We start from the raw sequence: 13,426 nt of genomic DNA, 5'->3' as shown, positions 1-13,426 counted from the left end.
CAGAACTCCTGGGGATCGGCGGCAAGCGCGCGGCCGCACCGGCGATCCTCGAGGTGCTCGTTCGATTCTCAGGAGTCGCGCGCGCCGTTGCGCGCAGGGCGCCCACCGCCGGGGGAGCGCCGCGGATCAGCGCCCCGCGAGCTCGGCCTGCCGAGCGGCCACCACCGCCTCCACGCGCGGGACGAGCGGATGCCCCGGCTCCAGGCCCGTCACGTCCGCCGTGAACGACGACGCGTCCTGCTCCCTGAGCTTCCGCTGCAGCTCGACCGCCTGCGTGTCATCCTCATCGACGAACGCCAGCGCCGCACCGATGGCGTCGACGAGAGCGTCGACAGGAAGACCCCGTTCTGCGGCTTCGGCGGCCGGCCCCACGAACCGCTCGGAACGCGAGAGCTTGCGCAGCGGCTGTCGGCCCACCCGCCATACGGTGTCGGGCAGCGCCTCGTTGCGGAAGCGGTCGAGGATCGTGGCGCGGTAGGCCTCGAGCTCGGCCGCGTCGAACTCGTGCTTGGCCTGCAGCAGGGCGGACGTCTCCTCGAGCGCCGCTTCCACCCGGGCGGCGATCGACGCGTCGGCGAGGGCCTGCGCGATCGTCTCGGCCCCGGCGCGTGCGCCGAAGTACGCGGTGGCGGCGTGCCCGGTGTTGACGGTGAAGAGCTTCCGTTCGATGTACGGCGCCAGATCGTCGACGAAGTGGGCGCCGGGGATGGTGGGCGGATCGTCGCCGAACGGCTGACGCTCGATCGCCCACTCGAAGAACGGCTCGACCGTCACGTCGACGCCGGCGCCGTCAGGCTGTGCCGGGACGATGCGGTCCACCGCGGTGTTGGCGAACACGGCGCGCGCCGACAGGTCCGCCCAGGAGTCCCCGGCGAGGGTCCGGATCTCGTCGCGCAGCATGTCGGTCGCGTTGATGGCGTTCTCGCACGCCATCACCTGCAGCGCGGGCGAGGCGGGGTCGCGCAGCGCGAGCCCCGACATGATCAGCGGGGCGACGAACTTCAGGATCGTCGGGCCGACGGCCGTCGTGACGACGTTCGCTCCGGCGATCTGCTCGATCACCTCGTCGGGATGCTCCGCGCTGTTGATCGCGCGGAAGCCGGTGACCACGATGTCCTTGCCGCCGGGGCCGACCTCGTGCACGGTGTACGCCTCCGCGGCGTTGATGGCGTCGACGAGCGGCGCCGCCACATCCGAGAAGACCACCTCGTAGCCGCCCTCGTGGAGGAGGAGCCCCACGAAGCCGCGACCGATGTTGCCTGCGCCGAAGTGGACGGCTCTCATCACACCCCCGCCGCCGAGATCAGCTGGTACAGCTCCTCGGGCGTCTGCGCGCGCTTGAGCCGCTCGACCTCGTCCTCCTCGGAGAACAGCACGGCGATCTGGGAGAGGATCTCCAGGTGCTCGTCCCCCTTCCCTGCGATGCCGATGACGAAGGTGACGTGCTCGCCACCCCAGTCCACGCCGCCGTCGTAGCGGACGACCGACAGCGCCGAGGAGAGGATCTCGTCCTTGGTCTCGTTCGTTCCATGCGGGATCGCCAGCTCGTTGCCCATGTAGGTCGATACGGTCTGCTCGCGCTGCTGCATCGCGTCGAAGTACGCGCCGGTGACCGCGCCCGCGGCCTCGAGGATGTCGGCCGCCTCCTTCATCGCCTCCTCCCGCGTCGCGCTCCCGCCGTGGATGCGCACCTGTCCGATGCTCAGAACGTCGCGTGCCATGTCGCCCTCTTTCTTCGATTCCGGATGCCTCGGATCACGCCCGCCGAAGGCCGCGGGGTCGGGGGCCTCGCGCCCGCCCGACCCCGCAGCTGTCTCGGGAAACGATCCCGCTCACGCACCATCCTGGTGCTGCGCGCGCACGAGGTCCACGACCTCGTCGTATCTCGGGGAGTTCATGAAGTTGTCCACCGAGACGTGGACCGCGTTCGGCGTCTGCTGCCGCGCACGATCGGTGAGCTGGTTCTGCGTGATGACGAGGTCCGCCGACGGGTCGAGGTTGGAGATCGCCTTGTTGACGACGGTGACGTCCTCGATGCCGGCCTTCTTCATCTTGTTGCGCAGGACGCTCGCGCCCATGGCCGACGAGCCCATGCCGGCGTCGCAGGCGAACACGATGTTCCTGATCTCGCGCTCGGTCATGGTCGCCGGCTCGATGCCCGCGTCCGCGGAGGTCGCGGCGCCCCCGCGCAGGCCCGCGAGGTGCTCGGACTTCTTGCCCTTGGCGGCCTCGGTCTGCGTGATGGCGGCTCCGAACGCGTCGTCGCTGGCTGCCATCGCCTCCAGATCCCGCTTGCGCGAGGCTCGCAGGATGACGGCGGCGATGAGGAACGTGACGGCCGCGGAGAGGATCACCGACAGGATCACGGCGAAGTACGCCCCGGTCGCCGTCTGCAGCAGCACGGCGATGATGCTTCCGGGGGCGGCGGGGGCCCTCAGCGTTCCTCCGAGCAGCATGTTGGTGGTGACACCGGTCATGCCGCCGGCGATCAGCGCGAGGATCAGGACCGGCTTCATCAGCGCATACGGGAAGTACACCTCGTGGATGCCGCCGAAGAACTGGATGACGGCGGCGCCGGGCGCCGATGCGCGAGCGGCTCCGATCCCGAAGATCGTGAACGCCAGCAGCAGGCCGACGCCCGGGCCCGGGTTGGCCTCGAGCAGGAACAGGATCGACGAACCGGACTCCGACGCCTCGGCCAGACCGAGCGGCGTCAGCACGCCGTGGTTGATGGCGTTGTTCAGGAAGAACACCTTCGCCGGCTCGATGAGGATGCTCGTCAGCGGCAGCAGGTTCAGGTCCACCAGCCAGCTCACCGCGTTCCCGAGGGCCTGCATGAGACTGTTGACGAGCCAGGCGATCGGATAGAAGCCGACCACCGCCATCACGAAGCCCCAGATGCCGGCCGAGAACATGTTGACGAGCATCTCGAAGCCCGCGCGGATCTTGCCCTCCCACAGGCTGTCGAGCCGCTTCATCGTGTACGCGGCCAGCGGCGCCATGATCATCGCGCCGATGAACATGTGGACCTGGCCCAGCGGTTCCTCACCCTCGGGCAGGCCGGCGTTGAAGTTCGCCACCAGCAGGTCGGAGCCGGCGATCGCGCCCATCGTCGCGATCGAGGCGACCACACCGCCGCGCACGCCGTAGACGATGTTGCCGCCGGTGTAGGCGATGAGGATCGGCAGCAGGTAGTGGATGAAGGGACCGACGATCGTCGAGAGGTCGGCGTTGGGCGTCCAGCCCACGTCGATGAAGAACGCCGTGAAGATGCCCCACGCGATGAGGGCGGGGATGTTCGGCATGATCATGCCGGACAGGAACGTGCCGAAACGCTGGATTCCGACTCGCGCCCTGCTGCCGCCCCGTGCGGCGGGTGCAGACGCCGTTGTCATTGCTGTGTCTCCTTCGTTGTCGCCGCGGCCTCCTGTGCCGCGATCCGGGCGGATGCCGCGTCGTGCGCGGCGAGGGCGGCCTCGGCGATGCGTCGCGCATCTTCGAGGCCGTGTTGCAGCAGGGTGGCCCGCACGTCGGCGAGTGCGGTGGGCGCCATCGACAGCGTCGTGGCGCCGAGACCGACGAGAACGACCGCCAGCAGGGGATCGGCCGCGGCCTCGCCGCAGATCCCGACCGGCTTGCCGGCGGCTCGTCCGGCTTCGCCCACCTCGCGGATGAGGCGCAGCACCGCCGGGTGCCAAGGATCCTGGAACGACGCGACGGAGCCGAGCAGGCGGTCGGCGGCGAGGGTGTACTGGGTGAGGTCGTTGGTGCCGATGGAGGCGAAGTCGGCGCGGGCGAGGATCCTGTCGGCCAGGAGGGCCGACGAGGGCACCTCCACCATGACGCCGGCGGTCCGGATGCCGTACTCGCGGGCGAGGGCGACGAAGTACTCGGTCTCCTCCACCGTCGACACCATCGGCGCCATGACCCACAGATCCGCCTCGGTGGCGGCATCCGCTTCGGCCAGCGCCGTCAGCTGCTCGCGCAGGATGTCCTCGCTCGCCCGGAGGGCGCGCAGGCCCCGCAATCCCAGCGCGGGGTTCTCCTCGTGGGCGTCGTTGAGGAACGGGAGCGGCTTGTCGGCGCCGGCGTCCAGGACCCGTGCGACGACCTTCCTGCCGGGGAAGGCCGACAGGAGCTTGATGTACGCCTCGCGCTGCTGCTCGACCGTGGGCGCCTGCGAAGCGCTGAGGAACAGGAACTCCGTGCGGAACAGCCCCACGCCCTCGGCGCCGAGCTCCACCGCCTCGGCCGCGGCATCCGGATCGCCGAGGTTCGCCAGGAGCGGCACGCGGGTGCCGTCCGCCAGTGCGCCGTCGGTGATGGGCGCCGAGGCGGCTGCGGCGCGCGCGTCGGCGCGATTCTGAGCGCGTGCGAGGTCCTCGGTGCTGGGGTCCGCCGTGACGACGCCCGCGGCGGCATCCACGATCACCGTCTCGCCGTCGCGCAGCCTTGTCGCATCGACGGCGCCCACGACGGCCACGATGGACTTCTCGCGCGCGAGGATCGCGGTGTGCGACGTCGGTCCGCCGTCGGTGGTCACCAGGGCCAGCACCTTGTCGAGGTCCAGCAGCGCGGTGTCGGCGGGGGCCAGATCCTTGGCGACGAGCACGAACGGATGCCCGGGGTCCGGGACGCCCGGGGCCGGCACACCGCGCAGCCGCGCGATGACCCGCTGCGCGACGTCATCGAGATCGGCGGCGCGCTCGCCCAGGTACCCGCCCACCGCCGTGAGCTGGTCGCGGAAGGACGCGAAGGCGTCGAAGACCGCGTACTCGCCGGTCTTGCCCTGCGCGATGCGGGCGTCGACCTCGTCGGTGAGCGTGGGATCCTCGGCCATCATCGCCTGCGCCTCGAGCACCTCCTGGGCCGCGCCGCCGGCCTGAGCGCCGCGCTGCTCGAGCTCGCGCGCGACCGCCGCGACGGCATCGGCGACACGGGACCGCTCCTCCTCCGGGGTGAGCGTGCTCGCCGTGTCGGCCGGGGCGGGCAGCGGCTCCGCCATCCGCGCCACCGGACCCTGGGCCACTCCGAGGCCGATTCCCACTCCTCGCAACTCCGTCATCATCACTCCGCGTCGTGGTCGGTGGTCAGCAGCTCCGCCAGGCGGTCGAGGGTCGCTTCCGCGCCCTCGCCTTCGGCTGAGAGCGTCACGTAGTCGCCTCGCTCGACGCCCAGCGCGATGACGCCCAGGATGCTGGCCGCGTTCACGGGGCTGCCGGCGTCCTTCGCGATCGTGACCGGGATGCCCGCGTCCTTGGCCGCCTGCGCGAACAGCTTCGCGGGGCGGGCGTGCAGGCCGTGGGACGACCCGATCCGGACCGTGCGGGAGATGGGCGGCATGGTGACCTCTCTGTCGATGGACGGTGGTGCGTGGTCGGTCCCGATCAGTCCGGCGCCGGTCGCTCGACCGCCGGGCCGGGGCCGGGAAGCCGGTCCCCGGGCGCGCCGACGACGTCGTGGATCAGCGACAGCGTCCGCGCGCCATCCAGATCTCCGAAGACATCCGGCGGCAGCAGCACGACCTTCGTGCCCCGAGCGGCCGCGTCCCGCTCTATGCGCTCGAGCGCATGAGCCAGATGCGGTCCCACGAGGACGACGTCGGCGGCATCGAGGTCGATCGGGAGCGACTGCTCGGTGCCGGCGAAGGCGGTGTACGACAGACCCCGGTCGTGAGCGGCGTGACGCACGCGCTGTGCGACGAAGGTGCTCGAGGCACCCGCTCCGCAGACCACCAGGATCCTCATCGATCCGCCTCCTCCGAAGTCATTCTTGTGAAGCGGCTGGGAGCCGACAACCAGTCCTTCTTCCGCAGGGGCGGAAAATCCACGCCCACCGGATGCCACGTGCCGGAGCCGCGTGGAAGTCGGCGTGGTTGACTGTCACGGTGACCCGAGCACGTCAGGACCGGCTGCTGGGCCTGCTCGTGCGCGAAGGGGAATGGGCGACGGCCGCCACGCTCGCCGACGCGCTGGGGGTGACCCCGCGCAGCGTCCGGTCCTATGTGACGGCCCTGAACGCGCGCGTGGCGCCGGGTGTCGCCGTCGAGTCCGGATCGCACGGTTACCGCGCCGGTCCGGATGCGGCACAGGCCCTGCGGGTCGAAGGGGAGACGGGCACGCCACGGGACCGGCTGCACACCCTCGTGCGCGCGCTCCTGGACAATGCCGACGGCATCGACGTGTTCGACACGGCCGACGCGCTCCACGTCTCATCGGCGACGCTCGAGGGTGACCTCGCTCGCGTGCGCGGCCTGCTCGGCGGAACGGATCTCACCCTCGAGCGCTCGGCATCGCGCGCGCGGCTGCGGGGCACGGAGGCCGCTCAGCGGCGACTGCTCAGCCGTCTGGCGCACGACGAGATGGACGCCGGCTCCTTCGACCTGGTGGCGCTGCGACGAACCCTCGGGGAGGGATCGGTGGGGGCTCGTGCGTTCGGCCCCTTCAAGACGGACCTCGTCGCGCGGCTGGGCGCGCTGGGGTGGTTCGTCAACGAGTTCGGCATCGGCGACGTCGTGATGCACATCGCGATCGCCGCCGACCGGGTGGCACGCGACCGTCCGCTCGAAGCAGGCGACGCGGTCGACGCCGGCGCGCGGCCGGAGCAGTCCGAGATCGAGGCGGTCATCGCCGAGCTGGCCGAGCGTCACCTCGGCGTCCGCCTCGGAAGCGGAGATGTGCGCCACCTCGCGATGCTCGTGCTGACGCGCGTGGTCGCGCCCGGGGCGGCGATCGCCGGAGCGCGCGAGCAGACGCGGGCGCAGATCGATCCCGAGGTGGAGTCGGCGGTCCGGTCCGTCGTCGAGCAGGCCGCCGCCGAGTTCCTCGTCGACATCGTGCACGAGGACTTCCTGCTGCGCCTCGCGCTGCACGTGCAGAACCTGCGTCAGCGCGCAAGGGAGCAGGCGTGGTCCCGCAACCCGCTGACCCGCTCGCTCAAGTCGACCTACCCGATGATCTTCGAGGTGGCGGTCTTCATCGCCAACGGGCTGCATGAGCGGCTCGGCATCCCGCTCCTGGACGACGAGATCGCGTACATCGCGATGCACGTCGGCGGCCGGCTGGAGCGAAGCCGGCGCGCGGACCAGCTGCTCACCGCCACGATCGTCTGCCCCGGATACTACGAGCTGCATGAGCTGCTGCGCTCGAGCGTCGACCGGTCGCTCGGACAGGCGATCGAGGTGGTCGGGGTCGAGACGCGCGTCGATCCGGACTGGCGTTCGATCGACACGGATCTGGTGCTCACGACCATCGAGCCTCCGGTCGTCGGCGACCGCATCGTGCGCATCCAGCCCTTCCTGACCGGTGCGGACGTCGAACGCGTGCAGACGGCCGCCGGCCGGATCCGGCGCTCCCGGCGCCTCGCGCGCCTGCGCCGGGAGCTGGAGCGGTACTTCGAGCCCTCCGCGTTCGTCCGCGGCCTGGATCCGGCGCTCGGCGAGGAGGGTGTGATCCGTTCGCTCGGAGCCCGGCTCGTCGGAACCGGCGTGATCGACGACGACTACGTCGAGCGCGCGATTCAGCGCGAGCGCCTGTCCTCCACCGCCTTCACCGACGCGCTCGCCGTGCCGCACGCGATCGGCATGACGGCATCCCGGACCGCCATCGCCATCGGCATCGCCGATCCGTCCATGCCCTGGGGCGAGGGGCGGGTGCAGGTCGTGGCGCTCGTGGCGTTCTCGGAGAGCGACCGTGAGGCGTTCCAGACGGTGTTCGAGCAGTTCGTCGAGGTGTTCTCCGAGCGTGACAGCGTGCAGCGGATCGTCCGCCGATCGTCGGACTTCGGCGGATTCCTCGACGAGCTGGTAGCCGTCATCGACGGCTGACGGCACCCCGTCGCGGCGGTCAGCCTCGACCGAGACGGCGCTCGTCGAATCTGGGTTCGGGGCGCATTCCGCCCGTGAACGGTGTCACGATCGCGCCCCGAACGTCCGGTTCGCGCCCCGAACCCGGAGACCGCCGGCGCGCAGTCAGCGAGGTGGGTGGATGGGAATGCTGTTCAGCGGCGTGCCCACTTCCTCGGGTTCGGGGCGCATTCCGTCCCTCGACGATGTGACGATCGCGCCCCGAACGTCCAGTTCGCGCCCCGACTGGAAAGCGCCGACGGGTCCTCGTCAGCGGGGCGGGTGGATGCCGAACGCCGCCAGCCGGGCACCCAGGACCTCCGGGCTATCGATGTGCGGCCAACCCCATCGCGCATATCGCCGCTGCGTGACCCCCCGGATCCAGTCCTCGCGCTGCTTCTCCTCATCGAGAACCTGGAACGTCGAGCGTCCGTTCAGCAGCGCGCCGTCGGTGTACTTGATCGCGCCGTCGAACTCTCCGAAGGCGACGGCATCCTCCAGCCCGAAATCGACGTAGTGGAACGCGCCGCGCCGCGGAGCGGGGACGGCGACCTGCAACCGGATGTCGCGAAAGCCCAGGGCGCGGAGGCGAACGCGGCTCACGCTCTCACCGGGGAGCTGTGCACGTCCGTCCGCGAACCGCAGCACGCGTCCCGCGTTCGTCTGTCCGTGGGCGGATCGCTTGACGATGTCCAGGACGGTCTGCTTGTACCCGCCTGCCGCCGCGGCGTCGTAGCGGTCCGGACCGGATACGAAGAGTCGGCGAAGAGCGCCGTCGGCGATGGTGACCGCCTGCTCGAAGGTCGCTGTCCGTGCGACGTCGGAGACCGTGCGGGCGAGAGAAGTGCACAGGAGACCGCGGCGCTCGACCACATCTTCGGCGCCGAGGTCGCCGCGGTGACGGACGACTCCTTCGGCGGCGCCAGGTCGCCGCGCAGGAACGATGGCATGCACCCGATCTCGGGACGGCCTGTACAGCGCCAGCCCGTGCAGAGCGGCGGCCGTCTCGTGAGAGAAGATCGGTCGCTCACGCGAGATCACGTCCAGAGCATGCGCGCGGGCGATGACCCGTTGCTCCGGCTTCGCGGCATCCCACATCGCGGCCGGCGCGTACACCCCCGCCCGTACCCGCACGAGGCGGCCGGCTCGCACGGCACGAGCGAGTTCCGTCGGCCTGTGGCCCTGTGCGAGAAGCTCATCCCGGCGCAGCAACGGCATCGATGACACCCGTCGAGTGTGCTCCGGCGAGCGGTCGAGCCTTGCGGCGAGGACCCGATCTGTGGACGCTCCGGTGCCTGTGGAGGAGCGGGGACGACCTACGCCGGGTGGCGGCAGACAGCGGGCGTTCGGGGCGCACTTCGTCGCGTCGCTCCGTGACGTTCGCGCCCCGAACGTACGCAACGCGCCCCAAACCGCCAACGGGACCGGATGCCGCCGACCCCGGGAGGCGCGGCGGACAGCGTCCGGGGCGCATTCCGTCCCTCGGCACCGTGACGTTCGCGCCCCGAACGTATCGAACGCGCCCCAAACCGACGAGGGGCGGGATGCCGCGACAACAGCGGCCGACGACCCTGGGCGACGGCACCCCGTCGCGGCGGTCAGCCTCGACCGAGACGGCGCTCGAGGCCAAGCCTCACGGCCGGCCACTCGTGCGGGAGGATCGAGAACACCACGGTGTCGCGCAGGGTTCCGTCGGGCCCGAGACGGTGGTTGCGCAGCACACCGTCCTGCTTGGCGCCCAGACGCGCGATCGCCTCGCGCGACTGGCGGTTGTGCCAATGGGTGCGCAGCTCCACGGCGATGGCGTCGCACGTTTCGAAGGCGTGCGAGAGCAGGAGGAGCTTGGACGCCGAGTTGACGGCCGTGCGCTGCGCGTCGACGCCGAGCCAGGTGTGCCCGATCTCGACGTGGCGGTTGTCCTGGTCGATGTTGCAGAAGGTGGTCATGCCGACGACACGGTCGCTGTCGAGCCGGCGCACCGCCCACGGGTTCATCGTGCCCTGGTCCCGCCATGCCAGCCGCTGCTCGATGTCCGCGCGCACCCGGTCCGGGCGCGGCACGGAGGTGTACCACGCGTGCTCCAGCCCGACCGCGGCCTCCGCAAGGTCCGCCTCGTGTGCGAGGTCGAGCGGCTCGAGGCGGACGTGGGCGCTCTCGAGCGTGACCGGTGTCGTCAGCAGCACGCGCTCACACGTCCTTCCCGTGCATCTCCGCTTCCACTGCCACGGCCGCCGCGGCGGGGTCGTGATCGGCGACCTCGGCCGCGCGCCGTGCCGCGGTGATCGCGCGCCGACCCGCCGGAAGCCAGACGGCGAGGCCCACCACGACGAACGTCAGCACGCCGGCCGCGACCAGCAGCACCTCGATCGGCATCACATCGGCCAACGGCCCGAAGGCGACCATGCCGATCGGCATGGCGACGGCCATCACGATGCCCACGAAGCCGAAGACGCGACCCTGCCGCTCGGGCTCCACCGTCTCCTGCAGCAGCGTCATCGACGGCGTGGAGAAGAACGGCACTGCGAGGCCCACCAGGAACATGAAGCCGAAGAAGATCCACACGCTCGGCGACAGCCCCAGCCCGATCGAGAGCGCGCCGAAGACGAGCGACGACACCACGATGAGCCCGATGCGGCTGCGCTTGGCGAAGAACGACGCCACCAGGATGCCGCCGAGCATCATGCCGACGCTGAACGCGACTTCCAGCACCGCCAGGTTGATGACGTCCTGCTCCTCGCCGGCGGGGAAGGAGCGCACCAGCATCAGCGGTGTGAGGTTCGAGGGCGCGACCGTCAGCAGGAAGATGATCGCGAAGAGCACCAGCAGCCACCGGACGAACGCGTGGTGGGCGACGTAGCGGACGCCGTCGACCAGGTCGGCGAAGTACCCCGTGTGGGTGTCCGCGGCGCGGCGGATCGTCGCGACGGGAATGAGCGCCAGGATGCCGACCCCGATCACCGCCGTGACGACGTCGATGAAGAAGATCGGCAGCAGGGATCGCGCTCCGCCGTCACTGGTGGCGGAAGCCCAGGCGAACAGCGCGCCGGCCGCGGCGGGCGCGAGCAGCGCCATCGCGGACTGGATGGATCCGTTGATGCCGTTGATGCGGATGAGGTTGCGGGTCGGGACCAGCTGCGGGATCAGCGCCGACATCGCCGGCGTCTGGATGCCCGCGCCCGCCGAGCGGATGGCGAGCGTCGCGAAGATCAGCCACACCTCGTCGTATCCGGTCATCATGATGAGCGCCAGGGCGAGCGTCGATGCGGCGATGACCGTGTCGGCGCCCATGATGAGGAACTTGCGGTTGTGGCGATCAGCCCACACCCCGCCGAAGATCGACACGATGGCCTGGGGGAGGAAGCCGAACACCGCCGCCAGGGTCATCACCAGCCCCGACTGATAGGTGATCGTCAGGTACCAGAACACCGCGTACTGCACGAGCATCGAGCCGAACAGGCTCACCGTCTGCCCGGAAAGGAACAGCGCGACGTTGCGCAGCCAGTGCGGCGGGTCCGCCTTCGTCTCTGCGGCGGTGCCCGCACCGGCGCCGTCCGAGTCGGGCGACGCGTCGACCGCGCCCGCGACGCCCGGTGCCCCGAGGGGAGAGGTCGGGGGAGGAGGGGATGCCGCGCCCGCCGCATCCGTCGTCTCGTGGTCGTGCGCGCTCGTCATCATCGCTCCTCGTGCCGTCCCGGTTCCCCCGTGCGGTTCCGCCATGACGGAACCGCCGCGCGACTCTAGCAGAGGCCGCGGACACGCGGTGTCCGGTTCGTGACCGGCGACCGGGCGCGGCTCAGCCGCCGTACTCGGACAGCAGCGCCCGCGCGCCGTCGGCGAGAGCGGCGATCCGTCCGGCCGCCTCCTCCCGCGAGTCGCCGCGCACGTCGAGGTAGAGCTTGAGCTTGGGCTCGGTGCCGCTGGGTCGGATGATGACGCGCGAGCCGTCGGCGAGCCACAGTCGCAGCACGTCGCCCGGCGGCAGGTCGTCCGCGCCCTCCAGCAGGTCGTCGACACGGTCGACGGCGACCTCGCCGATCGCTTCCGGGTGCCGAGCGCGCAACGAGGCCATGACCCGGACGATCTGCGAGACGTCCTGCACCCGCACCGACACCTGATCGCTCGCGAACGAGCCGAAGGTCTGGTCGAACTCCGTCAGCAGGTCGGCGAGCGTCGCGCCCCGGTCGCGCGCCTCGGACACCATTCCGAGCACCGCGATCGCGGCCGAGATCCCGTCCTTGTCGCGCACCGTCTCGGGGTTCACCAGGTAGCCCAGTGCCTCCTCGAAGCCGTACACCATGCCAGGAGCGCGGGAGATCCATTTGAAGCCGGTGAGCGTCGCGTGGAATCCCATCCCGTAGTGCTCGGCGACGGTCTGCAGACCCGGCGAGGAGACCAGGGAGCACGCCAGCGAGGCGTCTTCGGTCGATCCCTCGCTCGCGGCGCGCTGTGCCGCCCGCCAGCCCAGCAGAAGCCCGATCTCATTGCCGCTGAGCCGGCGCCATCCGCCGTCGGCGGTCTCGTCCGGGATGGCGACCGCGAGCCGGTCGGCATCGGGGTCGTTGGCGATGATGAGATCGGCGTCCGCCTCCCGGGCGGCGAGGAAGGCGAGGTCCATCGCGCCGGGCTCCTCCGGATTGGGGAACGCCACAGTCGGGAAGGTCGGATCGGGATCGAGCTGCGCGGTGACGGGGATCGGCGTCGGGTACCCGGCTGCCTCGAGGATGCGCGAGAGCGTCTCCCAGCCGACGCCGTGCATGGCGGTGTACACCCAGCGCAGCCCCTGCGCGCCGGCGGTCGCGGGGGCGACGGCCGCCGTCGCGGCGATGTAGGCGTCGATCACGTCCTCGGTGGCGTGCTCGTACGCGGTCGAGCGGGGCAGGCGGCTGACGTCGCCGTCGTCGGCCACCCGCTGGATGTGCGCGGCGATCTCGGCGTCCGCGGGCGAGACGATCTGCGACCCCTGGTCGGCGCCTCCGAGGTACACCTTGTAGCCGTTGTCGTCCGGCGGGTTGTGGCTGGCGGTCACCATGACCCCGGCAGCGGCGCCGTAGTGACGCACCGCGAAGGCGAGGACCGGCGTGGGCAGGAGTCGCGGCAGGAGGACCGCGCGCAGACCCGCTCCCGCGAAGATCTCGGCGGAGTCGCGTGCGAACACGTCCGACTTGCGGCGTCCGTCGTAGCCGATCACCACGATGGGAGCGCCCTCGAGGATGCCGGGCGCCTCGTCGAGCGCCGAGCCGACCCGGTCCGGCGGAGCAGCATGGGATGCCACGGGGATCACGCCCGTGGCCGGAGGCATCCCGGCCCGCTCCCGGACGTAGGCGGCGAGCCCCGCGGCCGCCTGGGCGACGAGCACGCGGTTCATGCGGTTGCTGCCTGCGCCGAGCTGCCCCCGCAGTCCCGCGGTGCCGAATGCCAGCCGCTTGGAGAAACGCTCGGCCAGGTCCATGCGGGCCTCGTCGTCGCCGGATGCCGCCGCGTCGATGAGGGCGCGGAGCTCGGCGCGGGTCTCGGGATCGGGGTCCTGCGCGAGCCACGTCCGCGCGGCGGTGAGGATCTCGTCGGGCTCGGCCGCCGGCACGG

Annotated in this window: 11 protein-coding genes; 1 reads left to right on the top strand and 10 read right to left on the bottom strand. The window is 71.1% G+C overall.

Translation table 11 applies throughout. The features are described 5' to 3' along the window. Positions 1–126 precede the first annotated feature (126 nt). The 6 genes from AC5RVZ_RS28115 to AC5RVZ_RS28090 all read right to left on the bottom strand — a co-directional run bounded on the left by AC5RVZ_RS28115 (position 127) and on the right by AC5RVZ_RS28090 (position 5,747). Positions 127–1,284: a mannitol-1-phosphate 5-dehydrogenase gene (locus AC5RVZ_RS28115; RefSeq protein WP_494068921.1), complete on the bottom strand. Its 1,158-nt coding sequence runs from the start codon at positions 1,282–1,284 to the stop codon at positions 127–129. Next, positions 1,284–1,721, bottom strand: coding sequence for a PTS mannitol transporter subunit IIA (locus tag AC5RVZ_RS28110; protein WP_494068920.1), 438 nt, complete (start codon positions 1,719–1,721; stop codon positions 1,284–1,286). The genes AC5RVZ_RS28115 and AC5RVZ_RS28110 overlap by 1 nt, the downstream gene beginning before the upstream one ends. 111 nt (positions 1,722–1,832) lie before the next feature. Then, complete coding sequence (locus tag AC5RVZ_RS28105) at positions 1,833–3,395, bottom strand: PTS mannitol transporter subunit IIBC (RefSeq protein WP_494068919.1); 1,563 nt, start codon at positions 3,393–3,395, stop codon at positions 1,833–1,835. Then, on the bottom strand, positions 3,392–5,065 hold the full coding sequence (gene ptsP, locus AC5RVZ_RS28100) for a phosphoenolpyruvate--protein phosphotransferase (protein ID WP_494068918.1): 1,674 nt from the start codon (positions 5,063–5,065) through the stop codon (positions 3,392–3,394). Before ptsP ends, AC5RVZ_RS28105 begins: the two co-directional genes overlap by 4 nt. 2 nt (positions 5,066–5,067) lie before the next feature. Continuing rightward, positions 5,068–5,343 carry an HPr family phosphocarrier protein gene (locus AC5RVZ_RS28095; protein WP_494068917.1) on the bottom strand — a complete coding sequence of 92 codons (276 nt, stop codon included), beginning with the start codon at positions 5,341–5,343 and terminating at the stop codon, positions 5,068–5,070. 44 nt (positions 5,344–5,387) lie between these two features. Further along, positions 5,388–5,747: a PTS sugar transporter subunit IIB gene (locus tag AC5RVZ_RS28090; RefSeq protein WP_494068916.1), complete on the bottom strand. Its 360-nt coding sequence runs from the start codon at positions 5,745–5,747 to the stop codon at positions 5,388–5,390. Between the two features lie 140 nt (positions 5,748–5,887). Between AC5RVZ_RS28090 and AC5RVZ_RS28085 the strand changes: the two genes are divergently transcribed. Further along, positions 5,888–7,825 carry a BglG family transcription antiterminator gene (locus AC5RVZ_RS28085; protein WP_494068915.1) on the top strand — a complete coding sequence of 646 codons (1,938 nt, stop codon included), beginning with the start codon at positions 5,888–5,890 and terminating at the stop codon, positions 7,823–7,825. Between the two features lie 288 nt (positions 7,826–8,113). On the opposite strand, the gene AC5RVZ_RS28080 is transcribed toward AC5RVZ_RS28085, so the two are convergent. From AC5RVZ_RS28080 to AC5RVZ_RS28065, 4 genes are all read right to left on the bottom strand, one after another. Beyond that, positions 8,114–9,070, bottom strand: coding sequence for a type IV toxin-antitoxin system AbiEi family antitoxin domain-containing protein (locus AC5RVZ_RS28080; protein WP_494068914.1), 957 nt, complete (start codon positions 9,068–9,070; stop codon positions 8,114–8,116). Between the two features lie 371 nt (positions 9,071–9,441). Next, on the bottom strand, positions 9,442–10,026 hold the full coding sequence (locus AC5RVZ_RS28075) for a GNAT family N-acetyltransferase (protein ID WP_494068913.1): 585 nt from the start codon (positions 10,024–10,026) through the stop codon (positions 9,442–9,444). A 4-nt stretch (positions 10,027–10,030) separates the two neighbouring features. Then, on the bottom strand, positions 10,031–11,518 hold the full coding sequence (locus AC5RVZ_RS28070) for an MFS transporter (RefSeq protein ID WP_494068912.1): 1,488 nt from the start codon (positions 11,516–11,518) through the stop codon (positions 10,031–10,033). 118 nt (positions 11,519–11,636) lie between these two features. Continuing rightward, positions 11,637–13,424 (bottom strand): phospho-sugar mutase, encoded by a 1,788-nt coding sequence (locus AC5RVZ_RS28065; protein ID WP_494069070.1) that lies wholly within the window; start codon positions 13,422–13,424, stop codon positions 11,637–11,639. Positions 13,425–13,426 lie beyond the last annotated feature (2 nt).

The sequence above is a fragment of the Arthrobacter sp. Cza30 genome (assembly GCF_059090765.1).
This window is presented reverse-complemented; position numbering and strand designations above follow the sequence as displayed.